Annotated in this window: 24 protein-coding genes; 16 read left to right on the top strand and 8 right to left on the bottom strand. The window is 67.7% G+C overall.

All coding sequences use genetic code 11. The annotated features are described in order from the left end of the window. Positions 1 to 15: 15 nt before the first annotated feature. From BHE97_RS00385 to BHE97_RS00410, 6 genes are all read left to right on the top strand, one after another. Entirely contained in the window at positions 16 to 696 is a 681-nt protein-coding gene (locus BHE97_RS00385; RefSeq protein ID WP_170931176.1) for a tyrosine-protein phosphatase, read from the top strand. After that, positions 693 to 1589, top strand: a complete 897-nt coding sequence (locus BHE97_RS00390) for a pirin family protein (protein ID WP_087622040.1) — start codon at positions 693 to 695, stop codon at positions 1587 to 1589. The genes BHE97_RS00385 and BHE97_RS00390 overlap by 4 nt, the downstream gene beginning before the upstream one ends. A 79-nt stretch (positions 1590 to 1668) precedes the next feature. Then, the gene (locus tag BHE97_RS00395; protein WP_087622041.1) at positions 1669 to 2487 is read left to right on the top strand and encodes an SDR family NAD(P)-dependent oxidoreductase; all 819 of its coding nucleotides are present in this window, start codon (positions 1669 to 1671) and stop codon (positions 2485 to 2487) included. Further along, complete coding sequence (locus tag BHE97_RS00400) at positions 2487 to 3947, top strand: cytochrome P450 (protein WP_087622042.1); 1461 nt, start codon at positions 2487 to 2489, stop codon at positions 3945 to 3947. Before BHE97_RS00395 ends, BHE97_RS00400 begins: the two co-directional genes overlap by 1 nt. Then, the gene (locus BHE97_RS00405; RefSeq protein ID WP_087622043.1) at positions 3931 to 5757 is read left to right on the top strand and encodes a glycoside hydrolase family 15 protein; all 1827 of its coding nucleotides are present in this window, start codon (positions 3931 to 3933) and stop codon (positions 5755 to 5757) included. Before BHE97_RS00400 ends, BHE97_RS00405 begins: the two co-directional genes overlap by 17 nt. Positions 5758 to 5759: 2 nt before the next feature. Then, positions 5760 to 6722, top strand: a complete 963-nt coding sequence (locus tag BHE97_RS00410; RefSeq protein ID WP_087622044.1) for a TIGR03885 family FMN-dependent LLM class oxidoreductase — start codon at positions 5760 to 5762, stop codon at positions 6720 to 6722. 79 nt (positions 6723 to 6801) lie between these two features. On the opposite strand, the gene BHE97_RS00415 is transcribed toward BHE97_RS00410, so the two are convergent. The 3 genes from BHE97_RS00415 to msrA form a co-directional block, all read right to left on the bottom strand. Next, complete coding sequence (locus tag BHE97_RS00415; protein WP_087622045.1) at positions 6802 to 7257, bottom strand: Hsp20/alpha crystallin family protein; 456 nt, start codon at positions 7255 to 7257, stop codon at positions 6802 to 6804. An 86-nt stretch (positions 7258 to 7343) separates the two neighbouring features. Then, the gene (locus BHE97_RS00420; RefSeq protein WP_236757453.1) at positions 7344 to 7910 is read right to left on the bottom strand and encodes a mismatch-specific DNA-glycosylase; all 567 of its coding nucleotides are present in this window, start codon (positions 7908 to 7910) and stop codon (positions 7344 to 7346) included. Further along, positions 7907 to 8542 (bottom strand): peptide-methionine (S)-S-oxide reductase MsrA, encoded by a 636-nt coding sequence (gene msrA, locus BHE97_RS00425; RefSeq protein WP_087622177.1) that lies wholly within the window; start codon positions 8540 to 8542, stop codon positions 7907 to 7909. Before msrA ends, BHE97_RS00420 begins: the two co-directional genes overlap by 4 nt. A gap of 273 nt (positions 8543 to 8815) precedes the next feature. Between msrA and BHE97_RS00430 the strand changes: the two genes are divergently transcribed. From BHE97_RS00430 to ilvA, 5 genes are all read left to right on the top strand, one after another. Then, positions 8816 to 9931: an AI-2E family transporter gene (locus BHE97_RS00430; RefSeq protein ID WP_087622046.1), complete on the top strand. Its 1116-nt coding sequence runs from the start codon at positions 8816 to 8818 to the stop codon at positions 9929 to 9931. A gap of 181 nt (positions 9932 to 10112) precedes the next feature. Continuing rightward, positions 10113 to 11354 (top strand): betaine/proline/choline family ABC transporter ATP-binding protein, encoded by a 1242-nt coding sequence (locus BHE97_RS00435; RefSeq protein ID WP_170931177.1) that lies wholly within the window; start codon positions 10113 to 10115, stop codon positions 11352 to 11354. A gap of 70 nt (positions 11355 to 11424) precedes the next feature. Next, entirely contained in the window at positions 11425 to 12369 is a 945-nt protein-coding gene (locus tag BHE97_RS00440; protein WP_236757454.1) for an ABC transporter permease subunit, read from the top strand. Between the two features lie 60 nt (positions 12370 to 12429). Continuing rightward, complete coding sequence (locus BHE97_RS00445; protein ID WP_087622049.1) at positions 12430 to 13338, top strand: glycine betaine ABC transporter substrate-binding protein; 909 nt, start codon at positions 12430 to 12432, stop codon at positions 13336 to 13338. A gap of 228 nt (positions 13339 to 13566) precedes the next feature. Beyond that, a complete protein-coding gene (gene ilvA, locus BHE97_RS00450) occupies positions 13567 to 14757 on the top strand; it encodes a threonine ammonia-lyase (protein WP_087622050.1) in 1191 nt (396 codons plus the stop codon). 155 nt (positions 14758 to 14912) lie between these two features. Here the strand turns inward: ilvA and greA are convergent, their stop codons facing one another. Continuing rightward, complete coding sequence (gene greA, locus BHE97_RS00455) at positions 14913 to 15413, bottom strand: transcription elongation factor GreA (protein ID WP_087622051.1); 501 nt, start codon at positions 15411 to 15413, stop codon at positions 14913 to 14915. 66 nt (positions 15414 to 15479) lie between these two features. Then, positions 15480 to 15857, bottom strand: a complete 378-nt coding sequence (locus tag BHE97_RS00460) for a DUF4307 domain-containing protein (protein ID WP_170931178.1) — start codon at positions 15855 to 15857, stop codon at positions 15480 to 15482. An 85-nt stretch (positions 15858 to 15942) separates the two neighbouring features. Here BHE97_RS00460 and mca point away from each other — a divergent pair, with 85 nt between their 5' ends. Next, positions 15943 to 16791, top strand: coding sequence for a mycothiol conjugate amidase Mca (gene mca / locus BHE97_RS00465; protein ID WP_236757471.1), 849 nt, complete (start codon positions 15943 to 15945; stop codon positions 16789 to 16791). Between the two features lie 3 nt (positions 16792 to 16794). Here the strand turns inward: mca and BHE97_RS00470 are convergent, their stop codons facing one another. Together BHE97_RS00470 and BHE97_RS00475 are read right to left on the bottom strand one after the other, a co-directional pair. Then, on the bottom strand, positions 16795 to 17229 hold the full coding sequence (locus BHE97_RS00470; protein WP_087622053.1) for an ASCH domain-containing protein: 435 nt from the start codon (positions 17227 to 17229) through the stop codon (positions 16795 to 16797). After that, on the bottom strand, positions 17226 to 17453 hold the full coding sequence (locus tag BHE97_RS00475) for a hypothetical protein (protein ID WP_087622054.1): 228 nt from the start codon (positions 17451 to 17453) through the stop codon (positions 17226 to 17228). The genes BHE97_RS00470 and BHE97_RS00475 overlap by 4 nt, the downstream gene beginning before the upstream one ends. A 127-nt stretch (positions 17454 to 17580) precedes the next feature. Here BHE97_RS00475 and BHE97_RS00480 point away from each other — a divergent pair, with 127 nt between their 5' ends. From BHE97_RS00480 to BHE97_RS00490, 3 genes are read left to right on the top strand one after another with little or no spacing between them, the layout of a single operon-like run. Then, positions 17581 to 18096 (top strand): cysteine dioxygenase family protein, encoded by a 516-nt coding sequence (locus BHE97_RS00480; protein WP_087622055.1) that lies wholly within the window; start codon positions 17581 to 17583, stop codon positions 18094 to 18096. Further along, positions 18093 to 18518 (top strand): rhodanese-like domain-containing protein, encoded by a 426-nt coding sequence (locus tag BHE97_RS00485; RefSeq protein ID WP_087622056.1) that lies wholly within the window; start codon positions 18093 to 18095, stop codon positions 18516 to 18518. Before BHE97_RS00480 ends, BHE97_RS00485 begins: the two co-directional genes overlap by 4 nt. Before the next feature lie 36 nt (positions 18519 to 18554). Next, positions 18555 to 19379: a DUF1206 domain-containing protein gene (locus BHE97_RS00490; RefSeq protein WP_087622057.1), complete on the top strand. Its 825-nt coding sequence runs from the start codon at positions 18555 to 18557 to the stop codon at positions 19377 to 19379. A gap of 3 nt (positions 19380 to 19382) precedes the next feature. On the opposite strand, the gene BHE97_RS00495 is transcribed toward BHE97_RS00490, so the two are convergent. Then, on the bottom strand, positions 19383 to 20276 hold the full coding sequence (locus BHE97_RS00495) for an exodeoxyribonuclease III (RefSeq protein WP_087622058.1): 894 nt from the start codon (positions 20274 to 20276) through the stop codon (positions 19383 to 19385). 103 nt (positions 20277 to 20379) lie between these two features. On the opposite strand from BHE97_RS00495, the gene BHE97_RS00500 reads away from it, so the two are divergent. After that, positions 20380 to 22338, top strand: a complete 1959-nt coding sequence (locus tag BHE97_RS00500) for a thioredoxin domain-containing protein (protein WP_087622059.1) — start codon at positions 20380 to 20382, stop codon at positions 22336 to 22338. The last annotated feature ends 14 nt before the right edge of the window (positions 22339 to 22352 follow it).

Genomic DNA, 22352 nt, shown 5'->3' on the forward strand with positions numbered 1-22352 from the left:
GCCTACCATGGCGGTGTGAGTGAATTCGTACCCAACCTGCGCGATATCGGCGGGATGGTGGCCGCGGACGGCGTATTGCGCACCGGTCGGCTGCTGCGCAGCGCCCTGCCCCAGGCCGATGATCGGGTCCCCGAGGGTGTCACCTGGCCGCCCCGTGTGGTGCTCGACCTCCGATCGGCAGGTGAAGTCGAGCCTCAGCACCCGCTCGCTCACACAGGAGCCCGCGTGCTGTCGTTCCCGCTGTTGAGCGCGCTGCGTCCGGGGGTGACCCCGCCGGGGAGCCTCGCCGAGCTCTACCTGCTGATGCTCCGGACCTCGGCACCGTATCTGGTCGAGGTGATCGACGAGATCGCCTCGGCGGAGGGCCCGACGCTCGTTCACTGCGCCGCGGGCAAGGACCGCACTGGCGTCTCCGTGGCACTGGCGCTCTCCCTCCTCGGCGTGCGGCGCGACGACATCGTCGAGGACTATCTGGTCACGGCGCAGCACGAGGACGAGATCGAGGCGCGCTTCCGGAGGGTCCTCGGCCCGCGTCGTGCGGAGATCCCGGCCGCGTACTTCGCCACGCCCGTCGAGGCGATCGCTGCCGTCCTCGACTCCTGGGAGTCGCACGACGACGGCGTCCACGGATGGTTCCGGGCCGCCGGGGGCGATGTGAGCGCGGTGGACCGCCTGCGTGAACGGCTCGTCGGATGATCGGCGACCACACGATCCCGGCCCGCGAGGTCCCGCTCGGTGGCCTGCGTCAGCTGACGGTGCACCGCACGCTTCCGAGCCGAGCGCTGCCCACGATCGGCGCCTGGTGCTTCGTCGACCATTTCGGCCCCACCGATGAGGCCATGACGGTGCTGCCGCATCCGCACACCGGTCTGCAGACGGTCACCTGGCCGATGAGCGGTGAGATCCGCCACCGTGACAGCCTGGGCAGCGATGTCGTCCTTAAGCCCGGCGAGCTCAATCTCATGACCTCGGGGGACGGCGTGTCTCACTCGGAGTTCTCGGTTGACGCCGCGGAGCCGATGCACGGTATCCAGCTGTGGGTGGCGCTTCCCGATGCCGACCGCCGAGGGCGCGCCGGGTTCGAGCATCACGCCGATCTACCCCGCGTCGAGGGCGACGGCTGGCGGGCGACGGTGCTGGTGGGCGAGTTCGGCGGTGGTCGTTCGGCGGCCACGGTGTTCTCACCGCTGATGGGTGCGGAGGTGCGCCTCGAGGCCGGCACCCACGTTCTGCCGCTGAATCCGGCCTTCGAGCACGGTTTGCTCGCGGTCGACTCCCCGCTGATCATCGAGGGCGAGCAGGTCGAGCATCGGCTGCTGCGCTACCTCGCGCCCGGACGCGACCAGGTCGAGGTCTCCATCGAGGGCGCAGCGACGGTGATGCTGCTCGGTGGTGAGCCCTTCGACGAGGAGCTCGTCATGTGGTGGAACTTCATCGGTCGTACCCACGAGGACATCGTCCGGGCACGCGAGGACTGGCAGGCGCAGGCCGCGCGTTTCGGACAGGTCGACGGCCATGACGGGCAGATCATCCCGGCGCCGCCCATGCCGGATCTGCGGTTGAGGCCGCGCAAGCGCCAGCTTCGCTGAGGGCCCCTCGACGCGGCCGACCCCTTCCGCTCCTGCAGCGGTTCGGATACTGTCAGTATCCGAATCACTTGGAGGCTCCATGACCTACTTCACCGGGCGGGTCGCCGTCGTCACGGGTGCTGGCTCGGGGATCGGCAGGGCACTGGCCGTCGAGCTTGCGAGACGCGGCGCGCGGGTCGCGATGAGCGATATCGACACGGCAGGGCTCGCCGAGACCGCTGACCTGGCGTCGAGATGCGGTGCCGACCTGCGCAGCGATCATCTGGATGTGACGGAGCGCGATGCCGTTCTCGCCTATGCGGCGTCGGTGGCCGAGGAGTTCGGCGCCGTGAACATCGTCATCAACAACGCGGGCATCGCCTTCACCGGGGACATCGAGGAGATGGAGTTCAAGGACCTCGAGCGGGTCACGGATGTGGACTACTGGGGCGTCGTCAACGGCACGAAGGCCTTCTTGCCGCATCTGATCGCCTCCGGTGACGGACACGTCGTCAACCTGTCGAGTGTCTTCGGTCTCATCTCCGTGCCCAGCCAGGGTGCCTACAATGCGGCGAAGTTCGCCACCCGCGGATTCACCGAGGCCTTGCGGATGGAGATGATCGCCAAGCGCCGCCCGGTCTCGGTCACGTGCGTGCACCCCGGCGGCATCAAGACGAATATCGCCCGGAGCGCGGGGCAGAGTGCCGGTCGCGATCACGATGCGCTGGCATCGTCCTTCGACCGCATCGCGCGCACCAGTCCGGAGAAGGCAGCCCGGATCATCCTCACCGGCGTCCAGAAGCGCAAGGCGCGTGTACTGATCGGCGCCGATGCTGTGGCGATCGACGCGCTGGCTCGCATCGCCGGACCTGCCTACCAACGGCTCGTGGCAGCCATCGGCACGCGGAACGGCCTGTGATGGTCCGCAACGCGTGGTCGCAGACCTTCGAACATCCCTCCGGGCGCCTGCCGATCGCCGGCGATGCTCGGCATCTGCGCGACGGCACGCCATTGCGCAATGTCATGCGCCTGGCGCCGAAGTTCGGTGAAATCTTCGAGATCAAGGTATTCGGGCAGAAGTTCGTCTTCGTGCAGAGCGCCGAGCTGGCCGCCGAGCTGTGTGATGAGAAGCGATTCCACAAGGCCCTGTCGCCCGCACTGGCGGCTTTGCGCGAGTTCGTGGGCGATGCGCTCTTCACCGCCTATGACGGAGAGGAGAACTGGCAGCGGGCGCACGACATCCTGATGCCGGCCTTCTCGCGCGATTCCATGCGGGGCTATCACGCGACGATGCTCGAGACCGCCGCCGAGATGTTCGCGGTGTGGGATCGCCTCGACGAGCCGGTCGATGTCACGGCGGACATGACCAAGCTGACGATGGAGACGATCAGCCGCTGCGCCTTCAGCCGTGACTTCGGGTCCTTCACCTCCCGAGAGGTGCATCCCTTCGTGCCGGCCATGGTGGCGGCGCTGACGACCGGCATGCGCAAGGCCTCCCTCGACACGATCCCGGGCGGCAAACGCATCGCCCGCAGGATCGATGAGGAGAATGCCGATCACATGGCCTATGTCGATGAGCTCGTCGACGGGCTCATCCGCGATCGTCGCGACGGGGGAGAGGAGCGCGGCGATCTGCTCGACCTCATGCTGCAGACCGAGCATCCGGAGTCGGGGGAGCGGCTCTCGGATCTCAACATCCGCCATCAGATCCTGACCTTCCTCGTGGCCGGGCATGAGACCACGTCAGGTGCCCTGAGCTTCGTGCTGTACTACCTGTCGCGGAACCCGTCCGCGCTGGCCGCCGCGCACGCCGAGACCGACGCGATCCTGGGTGACGAACGTGATGCGGAGCCGACCTTCGAACAGGTCCCCAAGTTCCGCCATCTGCGTCGCGTGCTCGACGAGGCGCTACGGCTCTGGCCGACGGCACCGGCCTTCGCGCGCAGTCCGCGCGAGGAGACCATGCTGGCTGGCAAGTACCGGATGCGGCCCGATGACTGGGCGCTCGTCATCCTGCCCTTGACGCATCGGGATCCCGCCGTCTGGGGTGAGGACGCGGAGGAGTTCAACCCCGATCGGTTCCTTCCCGAGAACAGCCGTGGGCGCGCCAAGAACATCTACAAGCCTTTCGGCACCGGAGAACGGGCATGCATCGGACGGCAGTTCGCCCTGCACGAGGCGATTCTGGTGCTGGCCCGGATCCTGCACCGCTATGAGATCATCGGCGATCCCCACTATGAGTTGAAGATCGAGGAACGGCTCACCATCGTGCCGCGGTGCTTCCGCCTCGAGTTCGCCCCTCGCACGCCCTCGGTCGCACATCCCGTGCGAAGTGCCGGGATCCGCGTTAGAAATGAAAGGGATGAGCACTCCGCTTGAGGACTACGCGCTGTTGTCCAACCTGACGACTGGCCCCCTTGTCTCCCGGGACGGCAGCATCGACTGGCTGTGTCTTCCCCGTTTCGACTCTCCAGCGGTCTTCACCGCACTGCTCGGTGACGCGGACGACGGCAGATGGAAGCTGTCGGCCGTAGACGGTGAAGTCGTCGAGTGGAGATATCTGCCCCAGACCTTCGTGCTGGAGACAACCTGGCGTACCCCGACCGGGACGGTGCGGGTGACGGACTTCCTGCTGCCGAGCACGTCGCGCGGCGATCTGGTACGTCGTGTCGAGTGTCTCGACGGGACGGCGCGGCTCGTGCACGATCTCCGATTGCGGTTCGACTACGCCCGCGCCACGCCCTGGGTCCGGCGGATCGACGGACACGACGACGCGCAAGCCCTGCTGGCGATGGCCGGGCCCGACGGGATTCTGATCACCGGGCCGCCGTTGACATGGGCCGACGAGACGGGCGCCGACGGAGCCGACGAGACGGCCGGCCGACGCGCCCCACGCTTGACAGGGAGCTTCGATCTCACCGCGGGTGAGCGACTGGATTGGGATCTCAGCTGGTTTCCCGCCTATCAGGAACCGCCCGAACCGCCCGATGCGGACCGCGCACTGGCCGAGACCGTCGAGTTCTGGACGCAATGGGTATCGCAGTGCGAAGTGCGCACCGAACACCGGCCGCTGGTGTGGCGATCGCTCCTCGTCCTGCGGGCACTCACCCACCTGGACACGGGTGGGATCGTCGCCGCTCCCACCGCCTCGCTGCCCGAGAGCTTCGGGGGTGCCCGCAACTGGGACTATCGCTATGTCTGGCTCAGGGACGCTGCGTTCACCATCGAGGTCGCCGTCGCCCACGGCCTGACCAGCGGAGCGAAACTCTGGCGCGATTGGCTGTTGCGCGCCGTTGCCGGCGACGCTGATGACGTCCGAATCATGTATGGACTAGCCGGAGAGCGAGAGCTCACCGAGTCGGAGCTCGACCACCTCCGCGGCTACGAGGGTTCTCGGCCCGTACGAATCGGCAACGGCGCGGCGCATCAGTTCCAGGCGGACGTCGTCGGGGAGGTCATGATCGCCCTGCACGAGCTGCGCGAAGCCGGGGTGGGCGAGAACGACTACACCTGGGGGTTGCAGAAGAGCCTGCTGCGCTACTGCGAGGAGAACCTCGAGCGCCGGGATCACGGCATCTGGGAGATACGGGGCGAGCCGCACTTCTTCACCCATGGCCGAGCGATGATGTGGGCGGCCTTCGACCGGGGGATCCGCGCTGTCGAGGAGCACGGCTGTGAGGGTCCGGTGGAGCGATGGAAGGAACTGCGCGAGAGGCTCGCCGAAGAGATCGAGACGCATGGACGCGATGAAGAGCACGGCGGTTACACCCAGACCTATGACAATCGCGAGGTGGATGCATCACTCCTGCAGCTGCCGCACACCGGATATGTCGCCTACGATGATCCGCGCATGCTCGCGACGGTGGCTCGTCTCGAGGAGGAGCTCGTCACGTCCGATGGGTGGGTGTACCGCTACCGCACCGACACCGGTTTCGATGGGCTGGAAGGTGACGAATCGCCCTTCGTGCTCTGCACCTTCTGGCTCATCGAGCAGTATGCCCTCAGCGGTCGTGTCGAGGATGCCCGACGGTTGATGGACACCGTCCTGGGCGCGGCCAGTGATCTCGGCCTGTTGGCCGAGCAGTACGACCCGCAAGCCGGCCGACTCGCCGGAAACTACCCGCAGGCCTTCAGCCACCTGGGCCTGATCCGCGCCGCGGATGCCATCGCGGATGCTGAGGGCAGGTGACCATGACGGCCTACGGATTCCACGCCTCCCATGAGCAGATCGCCCCTTCCCAGCTTCTGCGCGATGTTCAGCGTGCAGAACGTGCGGGATTCGACCGAGCGATGTGCTCGGATCACTTCGCGCCGTGGTCCACACGGCAGGGCCATTCGGGCTTCGCCTGGTCATGGTTGGGTGCCGCGCTGGCGACGACCGAGCTGACCCTCGGCACGGTGTCCGCGCCCGGCCAGCGTTACCATCCCGCGATCATCGCGCAGGCAGCGGCGACCCTAGCCGAGATGTTCCCGGGGCGATTCTGGATGGCCCTCGGCTCGGGCCAGAACATGAACGAGCACATCACCGGCGACAAATGGCCCACGAAGGACCTACGCCAGGAGCGCCTCGAGGAATGTGTGGAGATCATCCGCCGGCTGCACGCGGGGGAAGAGGTGACCCACCGCGGGCACGTGGTCGTGGAGCGTGCCCGGATCTACTCCCGGCCGACGAACCCGCCGAGACTCCTCGGGCCGGCGCTGACACCTGCCACAGCTGCGCGGGCAGCGGAGTGGGCCGATGGCCTGATCACGATCAACGCCGAGATGGAGACCGTACAGGAGATCATCGACGCGTATCGCGGGAACGGCGGTGTGGGGCCACTCGCTCTTCAGGTCCATCTGTCGGTGGCGCCCACCCTGGCGGAGGCGCGACGCATCGCTCGAGATCAATGGCGGAACCATCCACTCGACGAACCCGTCCCGCACGACATGGCGACACCGGAGGATCTCGACATCGTGGGTCGGTACGTGCCCGACGACAAGATCGCCGATGCGGTGGTGATCAGCGATTCCGCCCGCGATCTAGCCGGTCGGCTGCGGGCATTCGAACAACTGGGATTCGACGAGATCTACCTGCATCACGTCGGCCAGGACCAGGAGTTCTTCCTGAACCTGGCACAGGAAGAACTCCTCCCCGCGTTGACGGACGCGTGAGCGGCGGGCGGCCTCGTCCTCGCCGGAGTTCCGGACGAGTCCGAGGCCGCCCGGAGCGGCCACGTCACCTAGCGCTCATTCACTCCAGTTCGTTGCGAGCGGGTCCCTCGGCGATGGTGATCCGCGTCGGCTCGGTACCGGCGTAGACACCCGCGACGCGGATGCTCAGCACGCCCTTGTCGTACGAGGCGCTGACCGCGTCCGCTCCCACATGCGAGGGGAGTGTGAAGGTCCGCTCGAACTGGCCGTAGCGAATCTCGCGGATACTGCGGCCCTCGGTCTGCTCGTCTCGATCATCGCGACGCTCACCGCGCACGACCAGACGGTTCTGCACGACCTCGACGGTGACGTCGTTGGCGACGTCGATGCCCGGAACCTCCAGGCGTACGACGACGTCATCGCCGTCGCGGTGCGACTCGGCAGCGGGCATGAAGTCCGTGCGGACCGACTCCGGCCACGCGGACGGCCCGAAGGCCGAGCGCATCAGATCGTCGAAGGGGTCACGGCGGGTGAACAGGGAAAGAGCGGTCGACATGTTGTCCTCCTTCGTTCCAGGTCCGGTCCCCATGACCGGTATGACTTGAGTGTATATGACTCAACTTTGTTGATTCAAGTCGTTCGCTAGGAGCGAAACGACTGCGATAGCAGTCCCGCAGCCGTGGCGATCCGCCCGTAGTCGGCGGCGAGGCTCTCGCGGGTGGCGTGGGCGTTGAGCCCGCTCGGATTCGGCGCGATCCACAGTTCGGCTCCGGCGAGATCCGTCTGCTGGCGACCGGTCTGCGCCGAGCGTTCGCCGAAGGCCTGCCGGTAGGCCGTTACGCCGAGCACGGCGACGACCCGTGGCGCCCGCTCGGCCACGAGGGACTCGAGCCGGATGCGTCCGGCTCGCAGCTCCTCCGCGGTGAGGTCATCTGCCCGTGCCGAGGCCCGGGCGACCAGGTTGGTGATCCCCACGCCTCGCCGGCTCAACTGCGTCGACGCCTCGGCCGGGTCGATCGAGTCGACCAGGCCCGCATCGCGGAGCGCGGGATAGAAGCGATTCCCGGGTCGCGCGAAGTGCAGCCCAGTGGCGGCGCTCACCAGGCCGGGATTGATCCCCACGAACAGCAACCGCAGCTCATCGGGCATCACATCGCGGATCGTCCGCCCGGCGAAGGACGCCAGCTCAGCTCGCGTCCACGAGGTCACGCGTACTGCACGCCCGTCGCGTGCAGCGGGCAGTAGCCGAAGGGATTCTTGATCAGATACTGCTGGTGGTACTCCTCGGCGTAGTAGTACTGCTCCAGCGGCTTGATCTGCGTGGTGATCTCGCCGTAGCCGTGGGCGGTCATCTGGCGCTGGTACGCCTCCTTCGAGGCCTCGGCCGCACGCTGCTGCTCCGGTGTGGTGGTGAGGATGACCGACCGGTACTGGCTGCCACGGTCATTGCCCTGGCGCATGCCCTGCGTGGGGTCGTGGTTCTCCCAGAACACCTTCAGCAGGTCCGCATAGCTCGTGACCGAGGGGTCGAAGACCACCCGCACGACCTCGGCATGGCCGGTCTGACCGGTGCAGACCTCCTCGTAGGTGGGATGGGGGGTGATGCCCCCGGCGTAGCCCACGGAGGTCGACCAGACCCCGGGTTGCTCCCAGAAGGTCTTCTCCTCGCCCCAGAAGCACCCCAGGCCGAACACGGCGATCTCGAAGCCCGCGGGACCGTCGGTCTCGATCGGGTTGCCGGTCACGAGGTGGCGATCACCGACCGCGAACGGACGCTCGGAGCGTCCCGGGAGGGCGCTCTCGGCGGTGGGCAGCGTGGACTTGTCGCGACCGAAGATCATGCCGCCACCGCCTGGGAGAACAGCACGGTAGGTCGGCGTCGGCATGATGCGATGTTGGTCGTTCGCTCGCTGCGCTCGCTCATGGGTGGTCCTCTCCTCGGGAGTCGAAGGTTCCCAGCAGATCGAGTCTACGCAGGCGGGCCACCCGCGGTGTCGTCCGAGATGCCGCGCAGACGGGCGTGCAGTGCCTCGATCGATCTGTGCAACCGCCGCGCCGCCAGCTACACCCCAAGATGCTGAGCGGTTCCCGGTTCTCGCCGTAGGCTCAGAGACGTGAGCTCCGAAGATGCACGGCCCGGGGGCCGACGTTACGAAGTGCCCCTCGGGGTGGAGATCGCCACCGCATGGTCATGGCGGCTCATCGTGATCGGGGCGGGCGTCTTAGCCCTCGCCTGGGTCCTCGGCTTCCTGTCCGAAGTGACCATCCCCATCGCGGTGGGACTGCTCCTGACCGCGCTCTCGGGCGGCATGGTCGACGCCATGACCCGGCGCAAGGTGCCGCGGATCGTTGCCACCTTCATCGTCGTCATCGGCATGCTCCTCGCCTTGAGCGGGCTCGTGACCCTCGTGGGAACCCAGCTGTCCTCGCAGTTCGACGAGATGCGCGACTCCGTGGTGGAGGGCATCTCACGGGTGCAGGACTGGGCGAAGAGCGGACCGCTGAATCTCAGCGACGCGCAGCTCTCGCAGTGGATCGAACGCCTCCAGTCCGCGATCGCCTCGAGTGACTCATCCGTGATCAGCCAGGCGACCGAGGTGGGCACCCGTGTGACGCACTTCGTGGCGGGCTTCTTCATCGCCATCTTCGCGGCCTTCTTCTTCCTCTACGACGGTGCCAGGATCTGGAACTGGGTCGTGCGGTTCTTCCCCCGCGCCGCACGGGGCAAGGTCCGGTCCTCGGGGCGTGCCGCGTGGGGATCGCTCACGGCCTTCGTCCGTGCGACCGTGCTGGTCGCCCTGGCCGATGCGATAGGCATCGCGCTGGTCGCCGTCGTCCTTCAGGTGCCGCTCGCCCTCGCGATCGGGGTGCTGGTGTTCCTCGGTGCCTTCGTGCCGATCGTCGGGGCGCTCGTCTCGGGTCTCGTGGCCGTGCTCGTCGCCCTCGTCGCCCACGGGCCGGTGACCGCGCTGCTCATGCTGGGCGGGGTCATCGCCGTCCAGCAGATCGAGTCCCATGTGCTGCAGCCCTTCCTCATGGGCCACATCGTGGCGATCCATCCGCTGGCGATCATCCTGGTCATCGCCACCGGCATCGTGGTGGCGGGCATCGTCGGCGCGTTGCTGGCCGTGCCCTTCGCTGCCTGCGCGAACAGCGTCGTCAGACACCTCGCCGAGGGGGAGCCCCCCAACACGGACGGGCTCCTCGGCGACGAGACGCAACCCACCTGACGGTTGTCCTCGCGACATCCCCGGGCCTTCAGCAAGGCTGAAGCCCGGATGAAGCGATCCTGAGAGTCTCTGGTAATGTCGAGCGCCGGTTGGCTTTCCGTCGACCGGCAAGGCAGGAAACGGCAGAGGCCTGTGAGAGACCGGGGGGATGAACCGCGGGCCGGAAGACGAGGCACCTGACGTGGCATTGATCGAAGCAGAGCACCTCTACAAGGTGTTCGGCCGTGGCGCCAAGCGCGCGGTCGGACGACTCCAGGCCGGAGAGACACGCGAGGACCTGCGGGCCGATGGGATCACCGCGGCGGTCATCGATGCGAGTTTCCGGGTCGAGCGCGGCGAGATTTTCGTGGCCATGGGCCTGTCGGGCTCGGGCAAGTCGACGCTGATCCGCATGATCAACGGACTCCTCACCCCGACCGATGGCGCGGTGCTGATCGACGGCGAGGACATCAACGCGCTCGACTCGCAGGGTCTGCGCCGCGTCCGGCGTGAGAAGGTCAGCATGGTGTTCCAGCACTTCGCCCTGCTGCCGCACCGTACCGTCGGCGAGAACGCCGCCTATGGACTCAAGCTGCGCGGCATGAACCGCGCGGAGCGTGAGAGGCGCGCCGATGAGGCGCTGGGCATGGTCGGCCTCGGAGGCTGGGGCGGTTCGATGCCCGATGAGCTCTCCGGCGGCATGCGTCAGCGCGTCGGTCTCGCCCGAGCCCTGGCGGCCGGCACCGAAATCCTCCTGATGGACGAGGCGTTCAGCGCCCTCGATCCGCTCATCCGACGTGAGATGCAGGACCAGCTCCTGGAGCTGCAGTCCGATCTCGACAAGACGATCGTCTTCATCACCCACGATCTCAACGAGTCTATGCGGCTGGGCGATCGCATCGCCATGCTGCGCGACGGCCGGGTCGAGCAGATCGGATCGTCCGAGGAGATCCTCAACGATCCGGCCAACGACTATGTCGCGCAGTTCATCCAGGACGTCGACCGCACCCGTGTGCTCACCGCGTCCTCGGTCATGGAGCGTCCCGTGGCCGTGCTCGGGCTCGAGCAGGGACCGCGTACGGCGCACAAGCTCATGCGCGAGCACCAGATCTCGTCGTTGATGGTCGTGGACCGGCTGCGCAATCTCAAGGGTGCGGTGCTGGAGAAGGACGTCGCCGCGGCCGTGGAGCGAGGACAGGACACGCTCGATGGCCTGATCGTCCCGGCGGTCACCGTGACGCCCGATGTCTCTGTCGCCGACCTGTTCGGCGCCTCGGCTGAGAGCACGGCCCCGCTGGCGGTCGTCGAGGGCGAGCGCCTCGTCGGTGTCATCCCCCGCGTCACCCTGCTCAGCGCCCTCGGTGCCGTCGGCGGACATGACGACGGAGCGCTGGGCACCAACGGAATCGGCTCCACCGCGGATCTCGAGGAGGCGACGTCATGAGCGAGCGAACAATGGTCAGGTCCTCATGCGGGCATCGGCCTAGGGTGATCTTCTGTGAGGCGGTGACGGCATGAGCGCACTGCGCAGTATGGAGACCGTCGAGTGGGGCATTCCCCGTATCCCGCTCGGCGACGTGATCGAAGATGTCATCAACTGGGTCAAGAGCACGTTCCGCTGGTTCTTCAACTTCGTCGCCGATGTGATCGAGGCGGCCGTCAACGGCCTGACCGATCTCCTGCAATGGCCCCCGGTTCTCGTGACGATCGTGATTCTCGCCGCGATCGCCTGGCTGGTGCGGGACTGGAAGCTCGCCCTCGGCACCGTGGTGGGGCTGGTGTTCATCGTCAGCGTCGACCAGTGGGACAACGCGATGGCGACGCTGTCCCTGGTGCTCGTCGCGGCACTGGTCGCCTTGGTGATCGGCATCCCGCTGGGCGTCCTGTCCGCTCGATCGGAGACCGTCAGCCGGGTGGTGCGGCCGGTGCTCGATCTGATGCAGACCATGCCCGCCTTCGTCTGGCTGATCCCGACGGTCATGCTCTTCGGTCTCGGCGTGCCCGCCGGCACCGTCGCGACGATCGTCTTCGCCCTTCCGCCGGGAGTCCGCCTCACCGAGCTGGGCATCCGTCAGGTCGACTCCGAGGTCGTGGAGGCCGGACAAGCCTTCGGCGGCACCCCGCGGCAGATCCTGGGCGGCATCCAGATGCCGCTGGCGATGCCCACCATCATGGCCGGTGTCAACCAGGTGATCATGCTGGCGTTGTCAATGGCCGTGATCGCCGGCATGGTCGGTGGCGGCGGCCTCGGTGGCGCGGTCATCACGGCCATCCAGCGATTCAATGTCGGGCTCGGCTTCGAGGCCGGCCTGTCGGTCGTGGTGCTGGCGATTCTGCTGGACCGTGTCACCGCGGCTGCCGGTGCCGGCGGGCTGGGCCGCCTCAAGGGCCGCCGCCGCGCACGCCCGTCCCAGGGCGATGACGAGCCGACCGATGTCCCTGCCACCGCCGGTCCCTGAACCGATCGACCCCCTCGAAACACACCAGACGTACGTAGTAACGATGAGGAGAGAAACTGTATGAAGCGTAAGGGATTCCTGAAGGGCCTCGGCGTCGCCGCCAGCGTCCTCGCACTGACCGCGACCGCGGCCTGCGGATCGGACGACAATGGCGGTTCGGATGACAATGCCGACGGCGGCGGAACCATCACGCTGGGCATCATCCCCTCCTGGACCGATGGCCTGAGCGTCGGTTATCTGTGGAAGAACGTCTTGGAGGAGGAGGGTTACGACGTCGAGATCGAGGAGGTCGCCGACGCCGGTCTGCTGTACCAGGGCCTCGCCGACGGCTCCATCGACGTCTACCCGTCCGCCTGGCCGGAGGTGACGCACGCGGCCTACATGGAGCAGCACGGCGATGCGCTCGAGGATCTGGGTGCGTACTACGAGGGCGCGGTGCTGACCATGGCCGTCCCGGAGTACACCGATATCGACTCGATCGCCGATCTGAAGGACAACGCCGATCGGTTCGGCGGTGAGATCGTCGGCATCGAGGCGGGCGCCGGTCTGACCGATGCCACGAAGAACAACGTGATGCCGGCCTACGAGCTCGAGGACGACTACACGCTGGTCGAGTCCTCGACCACCGCGATGCTGGCCGCGCTGTCGGACGCCATCGACAACGAAGAGGACATCGTCGTCACGCTGTGGCGTCCGTTCTGGGCCAACTCGGAGTTCCCGGTCAAGGACCTGGAGGACCCCGAGGGCGCCTTCGGTGACCCCGAGACGCTGAACGCGATCGCGAATGCGGACTTCTCCGGGGAGTTCCCGGATGTCGCGGAGATGATGGGCAACTTCAAGCTCAGCGATGACGAGTACGGCGGACTCGAGGACATCGTCGTGAACGAGTACGGCGAGGGCAACGAGGAAGAGGCCATCGAGGCCTGGCTCGAGGACAACCCGGACTTCATCGACAGCCTCAAGGGCTGAGTCCGGCCCACGGCCGACGCCCGGTCGCCACCTGCCTCGGCGGGTGGCGGCCGGGCGTTCGTCATCTCCGCCGACGATGCCGCTCGGGCGGTGAGCCACGCACGCCTCACCGGCCGCGAGCGGTGTCTATCTCACCGCCCATCGGGCCGTGGGGCGCGTAGGTCACCGCTCGGCGTCCGGGTCGCGCCCCGATGCATCGAAGGTCCAGCGCTTGCCTAAAGTGGGTGCGTGAATCTCGACGATGTCCGCACAGCACGCGACCTGCTCTCCGGCGTCACCGAGGTCACACCGCTGGCACATTCACGCTGGCTCGCCGAGACCGCCGGCGCACCGGTTCACCTCAAGTGCGAGAACCTGCAGCGAGCCGGTTCTTTCAAGGTCCGGGGCGCCTACGTCCGCATCGCACGGCTGAGCGAGGGGGAACGTGCGCGCGGCGTGGTGGCGGCGAGCGCCGGGAACCATGCGCAGGGGGTCGCGCTGGCCGCACGACAGCTCGGCGCGGCGGCCACCATCTTCATGCCCGAAGGTGCCGCCCTGCCCAAAGTGCAGGCGACCCTCGGTTACGGCGCTGATGTGCGGTTCGCCGGCCGCGATGTGACCGCCGCGCTCGAGGCGGCTGAGGCCTTCAGCGCCGAGACGGGCGCGGTCTTCATCCATCCCTTCGACCACCGCGACATTCTCGCTGGACAGGGCACCGTCGGCCTCGAGATCCTCGAGCAGCAGCCCGATGTGCGCACGATCCTGGTGCCGCTCGGCGGTGGAGGGCTGGCCGCGGGCATCGCGCTGCTGCGCTCCGAGAGGCCCGATATCCGAGTCATCGGGGTGCAGGCCGGGGCGGCTGCGGCGTGGCCGGGATCGCTGGCGAGCGGTGAGCCGGTCCTCGCCGACCTCGGTCCGACGATGGCCGACGGAATCGCCGTCGCCCGGCCGGGCCAGGTGCCCTTCGACGTGGTCCGCGAATACGTGGACGAGATCGTCACCGTGGGAGAGGACACCCTGAGCACTGCGCTGATCGGACTCCTCGAACGCGCCAAGCTGTTGGTCGAGCCGGCCGGCGCCGCTGGTGTCGCGGCGTTGCTGGAGCATCCCGATGCCTTCGAGGGCCCCGTCACCACGGTCCTGTCCGGAGGCAATATCGATGCCCTGCTGTTGCTGGAGGTCATCCGTCACGGTCTGGCCTCGGCCGGTCGGTTCATGATGTTCCGGGTGCGGATCTCCGATCGTCCGGGTGAGCTGATGCGGCTGCTGACCGAGCTGGCCAAGAACGACGTGAACGTGCTCAACGTCAATCACGACCGGGCCTCCGAGGCCCTCGGGGTGCGCCAGGTCGAGGTCGCTCTGCAGGTCGCGACGCGCGGTCCCGAACACCGCGAGAGCCTGCGTGCCCACCTGCTCGACCTCGGCTACGACCTCATCTGAGCGAGGGAACCCGTTGAGTGTGACGTTTGGATGGCAGAAGTGCGGGTTTTGCCGTCCAAACGTCACACTCAACGGGTTCGGTTGCGTTCCGTCCAGGCGGGGGGAACGACGAACGCCCCGGCCATCGGGCCGGGGCGTTCGCGCGAGCGGGTCGCTCAGAAGGGCTTGGCGTCCACGATCTCGACCGAGAGGGTCTTGCCGTTCGGCGCCTCATAGGTCGCGCTGTCGCCGACCTTCTTGCCCGAGATCGCCACGCCGAGCGGCGAGGTGGGCGAGTAGATGTCGAGGTCGACGCTGGAGTCCATGCTGAGGAGCTCGCGCGAACCGAGCAGGAAGGTCTCGGTGTCCGTATCCCCCTCGAAACGGATGGTGATCTTCATGCCGGGCTCGACCAGGCCATCGTCGGCGGGAGCCTCGCCGACCTCGGCGCGGCGCAGCATGTCCTCGAGCTGGCGGATGCGGGCCTCGGTCTTGCCCTGCTCCTCACGAGCGGCGTGGTAGCCGCCGTTCTCCTTGAGATCGCCTTCGTCACGGGCGGCTGCGATCTTGGCCGTGATGTCGGCACGCACCTCGTTCTTGAGGTGATCGAGCTCAGCCGCCAAGCGGTCGTAGGCCTCCTGAGTGACCCAGATGGTGTCAGACTCGGTGGGCGTCATGATGCCTCCTCCACGTACGGAACCCCGGGTCACCACCCGGGGTTGAATAACCGACTCTACCAGGGATCAGGCCGGTTCACATGTCCGGATGACAGCGGTGGTGGCCCGATGCTCCGTGATGATCTCCGCGGTCACCCTCGTGTTGCGCGGGGAGGCGGGCACCTCGACGACGGTCTCGCCGACGATCGCCTTGCTCTCGGCCTGGGCGTAGACCTCACACTCGAGGGCGACATCCTCGCTGCGGTAGACGTTGATGGTGATGGTGGTGAGGTCATCGGCCTGCACCTCGTAGCCGAAGACCTCGGACTGGTAGGGAGGCACATCGTCCCAGGCGGTCCAGGCTGCCCACGCGACACCGAGGCTGATGCCGATGACCGCGACGAGGGGCAGCGTCCAGCGCGGAGCCGTCCGCTTGCGGCCGTAGCGCTCGGTCAGGTCGGTCATGGCTCCATTGTCACAAATGGCCCGCGAGACCGGGCCGCCGCCACCTGCGTGGAAGGATGGACCCGTGGACGAACGACTTCGACTCATGCACGTGCATGCCCATCCCGATGACGAATCGAGCAAGGGCGCCGCATCCACGGCCAAGTACGTGGCCGAGGGCGTCGATGTGCACGTGGTGACCTGCACGGGCGGCGAACGCGGCTCCATCCTCAATCCGGGATTCGAGCATCCGGGGATCGTGGAGAATCCCGAGCTGATCGCGGAGATTCGTCGTGAGGAGATGGACCGTGCGCGCGAGATCCTCGGCGTGACCCAGGACTGGCTCGGTTTCGTGGACTCGGGATGGCCCGATGGCGACCCCAAGCCCCCGCTGCCCGAAGGCTGCTTCGCCCTGGTGCCGATCGAGGAGGCAGCCGCGCCGCTCGTGCGGCTCATCCGCTCGTTCCGTCCGCACGTGATGACCACGTACGACGAGAACGGCGGTTACCCGCACCCGGACCACATCAAGTGCCATGAGGTCAGCGTCTACGCCTTCGAGGCCGCGGCCGATCCCGAACGCTACCCCGAGTTGGGGGAGCCGTGGCAGGTAAAGAAGTTGTACTACCACTTCGGTTTCTCGCGGGCGCGTACCGAGGCGATCGACGCGGCGATGAAGAGGCACGGCTTGGAATCGCCGTATGCCGAGCGGCTGGCGCGGTCCTTCGATCCTGAGCGGGAGAAGCGGGTCACCACGAAGGTCGAGTGTGCCGACTACTTCGACATCCGCGATCAGGCGTTGATCGCCCACGCGACGCAGATCGACCCCAACGGCTTCTGGTTCGCGGTGCCCCGCGAGATCGAGAAGGAGGCCTGGCCCACCGAGGACTACGAGCTCGTGAAGAGTTTCGTGGACTCCCCGCTGCCCGAGGACGACCTCTTCGCCGGCCTGCGCTGACCCCTACCGCTGTGGCGGCCAGACGAGATCGAAACGTTCGAAGACGACCGGAAGGGCGTCGAGGTCGTCATCGGTGAGCGGCCCGTCGACGATCCGGCGGAAGAAGGCCCGGTGCCCGCGCAGCCAGGAGTCCCGGGAGCGATCGCCCTCGCCCTCGTCCCAGGCGAAGGCGTCGTCGACGCTGTCGAGGCGGCCGACGCGCACCTCGCGTGTGCGCAGCACGGCCCGTTCGCGGCCCTCGCCATCGGTCATGACCCAGTGATCCCCCACGGCGGGGATCTCGCCCTGTGCGAGCCCCGCGGTGGCTCTCTTGGGACCGTCGAGCACCAGTGAGAGCAGCTCGTCGGCCATCGCGGGCGAGTCGCCGAACTGGTCTACCTGGGGTGCCTCATCCGCGAACTCGGGATGCGCGGCTATGTAGTCGGCCCAGAGGCTCATGGGGTCTCGTCGTCACGAGGCGGGGCGGGGTCCTCGTCGGTCTTCTCGGTCTCCCACGGCTCGCGGGCGCGGCGGGCCATGCGCACGAAGGACCAGAGGAGGAGGCCGACGACGATGAACAGCCCGATGGTGAAGATGCCGGCGGTCCAGCCGATCGCCTGATTGCCCTCGGGATCGATCTCCTCGGCGAGCAGCACTGCCGCGGTCAATGCACTGACGTCCACCCGCTCAGCCTAGGCCGTGCTGTCCTCGGGTGGCCCGGTGGGCCTAACACGCTCGCAGATCGGGACGGGCGACTCTCGCCTGGCGAGACGGCATGGGATGACGCATCGCGGGGGCTTCCATGGAGACATGCCCAGACGACACATCACCGCACCCGCCCTCGACCTGCCCGCCTTGGTGGAGCTCGTCGAGTGTGTCGCTGACGAGGTCCGGGCCGGCGTCCACGAGGTACGCGCCGATCCGAACGAGCGGTGGCATACCCGAATTCACGCCGACGATCAGGTGGATGTCTGGCTCATCTCCTGGACCCGGGATCAGGGGACCCAGCTGCACGACCATGGCACGTCGTCGGGAGCCTTCACCGTCGTGGAGGGGAGCCTCGACGAGGCGGTGTGGGAGGCCGAGACGCGGCGACTGACCGAGACGGCGAGATCGGTGGGCGACTCGGTGGTCTTCGGCGAGCGCTATGTCCACGATGTCCGCAATCGTCGTGAGGAGACGGCCGTGAGCGTCCATGCGTATTCGCCACCGCTGCGGCAGATGAGCTACTACGAAGTCCGGCGTCGGCGGTTGGTGACGCTGGCGCATTCGTGGACCGATGACCCGGAGGCGCCGCCTCCCGCCCATCTGAGGAGGGCCTCATGACGCGGTTCGCCTCGGTTGAGGCGTTGCTGGACGACGCACGATCGCGGATCGAGCGGTTGACTCCGGTGGAGGCGCGGGAACGTCAGCGGCACGGGTCGCAGCTGGTGGACATCCGGCCGGCCTGGCAGCGCGAGGAGGACGGCGAGATCCCCGGTGCCCTCGTCGTGGAACGGAATCACCTCGAATGGCGTCTGCATCCCGGCTCGGGAGCGGCATTGGCGCTCACGGATCGTGTCGATGAGTGGATCGTCGTGTGCACGGAGGGATATACGTCCTCATTGGCTGCCGCGGCGCTGTGCTCGCTCGGTATCGCGGCGGCCGATATCGATGGCGGCCTGCGGGCATGGATCACGGCGGGCCTGCCTGTGTCGCGCACCGTCACGGCCGTCGAGGACGTCGTGCCGGAGCTCGCGGTCGCCTGAGGGTGCGAGCTCCGCGATCGCGCCTAGGCTGGCGCGATGGGAGAGATGGCGTCGAAGGCCGATCGTGCGGGGCGACGAGCTGAAAACAGCCGGGGCCTCGATCACGCGGTCCGCTTCGGGCTGGTGGTCTACGGCGTCGTCCATCTGACCTTCGGGTGGTTGGCGGTCCAGCTGGCCTTCGGGGACAGCTCGGGGGAGGCCAGCGGTACCGGTGCCCTCCAGGAGCTGGCGGAGCAGCCGCTGGGCGGGGTGGTCCTGTGGCTGATCGCGGCCGGGATGGTCCTGATGGTGCTCTGGCGGCTTCTCGATGCCGTACTGGGGCACCAGCGTGATGAGGGTTTCTCCCTGTGGCGGCGCCGGATCTCGGACATCGGCATGGCCGTCGTCTACGGCGTGCTGGCATATTCGGCGGTATCGACCGTGCTGGGTTCGTCGTCATCGAGTGAGGACAGTTCGGAGACGTTGACGGCGCGGGTCTTCGAGTTGCCGGGCGGTCAGTGGATCGTCGGTGCCATCGGCCTGGGGATCATCGCCGTCGCGGTCGGGCTCGTCTGGCAGGGGCTGAGCGAGTCGTACATGACGAACCTCGACACCGATGGTCACCGTGGGCACGATGCGCGCGCCTATCGGATCCTCGGCAAGATCGGCTATCTCGCCAAGGGGGCGACGATCGCGATCGTCGGCGTGCTGTTCGGTGTCTCGGCGATCCAGCAGGAGCCCTCGGAGTCCGGGAGCACCGATCAGGCGCTGCGTCAGCTGTTGGAGCAGCCCTTCGGCCCGTACCTGCTGATCGCGATGGCTGCCGGGATCGCCTCCTACGGTCTGTTCTGCTTCGCCCAGGCCAAGCACCTCTCGCGCTAGCGCTCAGCCGAGCCCGTCGAGGTGGTAGTCGGCGATGACGGGGCAGTGGTCGCTGAGGCGGGCATCGTAGGAGTCCTCGCGGGCCGACCACGCGGCCGTGGCCTGATGGGCCAGGTTCGGCGATGCCAGGTGGTAGTCGATGCGCCACCCCGAGTCGTTGGCGAAGGCCTGTCCACGCCACGACCACCACGAGTAGGGGCCGTCCTGATCTGGATGAAGAGTGCGGACCACGTCGATCATCCGGCGCGGGGAGATGACGCTGTCGAGCCACTCGCGCTCCTCGGGCAGGAAACCCTCGGACTTCTGGTTGCTGCGCCAGTTCTTCAGGTCCTGTTTGGTGTGGGCGATGTTGAAGTCGCCCATGATGAGGAACTCGCGCCCGTCCTGCGCCGCCTCGCGTCGTGATGCGGTGATCTGCCGCGCCAGGCCGCGCAGGAAGCGCATCTTGCGGTCGTACTTCTCCTTGGAGTTCTCCTCATAGGGCCAGGCCGCACCCTTGGGCAGATAGAGCGAGGCGACGCGCAGCGGTGCGTCGGCGAGGTCGACCTCCACGTAGCGGCCCTCGTCACGGAAGGCGGCGAGGTCGCGGTTGACGATGCGGGTGACCGGCAGCTGTTCGGGGCTGCCGTCAGGGGCGACGGTGTGGGCGAAGTCGTCCAATGCGCGGATCTGCGCGGGGGCCCGGCGGGTGAGGACGGCGACCCCGTTGCGTCCCGCCTTCTGTCCGGCGTCCCAGGTGGCGTGGTAGTCCCCGAAGGCACCGCTGGGCAGGTCCTCGACCCGGCACCGCACCTCCTGCAGGGCGATCACATCGGCCCCCGCATCAGCCCAGAAATCGGTGAACCCGCGCCGGAGCGCGGCACGGATGCCGTTGACGTTGTGAGTACCGATGCGCATGGTGCTCCACGATATCGAGCGGCACTGACAGGACCGACGCGGCTCCGGAGGGCGAGATCTCCGACCTTCGCCGTCTCACCAGGCGCACGGGAGGATGGAGGACATGAACCGTCTCGCGTCCGCAACGAGCCCGTACCTCCAGCAGCACGCCGATAATCCCGTCGACTGGTGGGAGTGGGGGCCTGAGGCTCTGGAGGTGGCCAGGACGCTCGATCGGCCGATCCTGCTGAGCGTCGGGTACGCCGCCTGCCACTGGTGCCACGTCATGGCCCACGAGTCCTTCGAGGACCCCGCGACCGCCGCGTTCATGAACGAGCACTTCGTCAACATCAAGGTCGATCGCGAGGAACGACCCGATGTCGACGCCATCTACATGCGCGCCACGCAGGCGATGACCGGGCAAGGCGGCTGGCCGATGACCTGCGTCATGACGCCCGACGGCGTGCCCTTCTTCGCCGGTACCTACTTCCCGCCCGAGCCGCGTGGCGGGCATCCGGCGTTCACCCAGGTGCTGCAGGCGCTGGCCGATGCCTGGCGCGAGCGCCGCGACGAGATCCATCAGGCGGGCGAGCAGGTGCGCGAGTACCTCGCGGACACGGGTATCGCCTCGGGCGGGAGCCTCACGCCCGAGCATCTGAGCGCCGCCGTCGCGGCCCTCGGCAAGGACTTCGACGAGGAGGCCGCGGGCTTCGGTGCTGCGCCCAAGTTCCCGCCCTCGATGGTGCTGGAGTTCCTACTCCGCCACGCCGCGCGGACCGGCGACGAGACCGCTCTGACGATGGTCGAACGCACCTGCGAGGCGATGGCCCGCGGCGGCATCTACGACCAGCTCGGCGGGGGCTTCGCCCGCTACAGCGTCGATCGTTACTGGCGGGTGCCGCACTTCGAGAAGATGCTCTACGACAATGCCCTCCTGCTGCGCCTCTACACGCACTGGTGGCGGCAGACCGGCTCTGAGCTGGGGGAGCGCATCGCTCGGGAGACCGCGCACTTCCTGCTCGACGAGCTCCGTACCGCCGAGGGCGGTTTCGCGTCGGCCTTGGATGCCGACAGCGACGGGCACGAGGGCACCTACTACGTCTGGAACCCCAACCAGCTCATGCGAACCCTCGGTGCCGCCGACGGCGCCTGGGCGTCGGGCTTGCTCGGCGTGACGGCGTCGGGCACCTTCGAGCGGGGCTTCTCGACGCTCCAGCTGCCCGCCGATCCCGATGATCCCGAGCGCTGGGCAGCCGTTCGCCACAGGCTGCTCGACGCCCGTTCGGAGCGGACGCGCCCGGCCCGCGATGACAAGGTCGTCGCGTCGTGGAACGCGTTGGCTGTCACCGCGCTGGCCGAGGCCGGAGTGCTGTTCGAGGAGCCCGAGCTGGTCGACGCCGCGGTCCGAGCCGCCACACTGCTCTGGGATGTGCACGTGGTCGACGGCCGCCTCATCCGCACCTCACGCGACGGCACCGCCTCGCGCAATGCGGGCGTGTTGGACGACTACGCACTGGTCGCGGAAGCCTTCGTCTCCGTCCTCGGGGTCACCGGCGATGCCGTCTGGCTCGAACGCGCGGTTCTTCTCGGTGACCGCATCCTCGCGCACTTCACCGATCCGGAGGGCGGCTGGTTCGACACCGCCGACGACGCCGAGCAGCTGCTCGTGCGCCCCAAGGACATCTCCGACAATGTCACCCCGTCGGGGACGTCGGCCGTCGCCCACGCCATGCTCGCGCTCGCGGCGGTGACGGGGGAGGACCGCTATCGGGACGCGGCCGAGCTGTCGGTGGATGCCGCCGGTCCGCTCGCGCGTCAAGTCCCGCGCTACGCCGGATGGACGCTCGCCGCATCGGAGGCACTGTTCGCGGGCCCGGCCGAGATCGCGGTCGTCGGCAACGACGATGCCCTGTATCGGGCCGCCCTGGGACTCTCCAGCCCAGGAGCGGTGGTAGTGCGTGGCGAGGAGGGCCTGGCGGTTCCGCTCTTCGAGGGCAAGACGCGGATCGACGGCGCGACGGCGGTCTATGTCTGCCGCGACCACGTCTGCCAGCGCCCCGTCACTATCCCCGAGGAGCTCTAGCCTGAACTTCGGGA

Source organism: Aeromicrobium sp. PE09-221 (assembly GCF_002174305.1).
In the GTDB taxonomy this organism is placed as follows: Bacteria; Actinomycetota; Actinomycetes; order Propionibacteriales; family Nocardioidaceae; genus Aeromicrobium.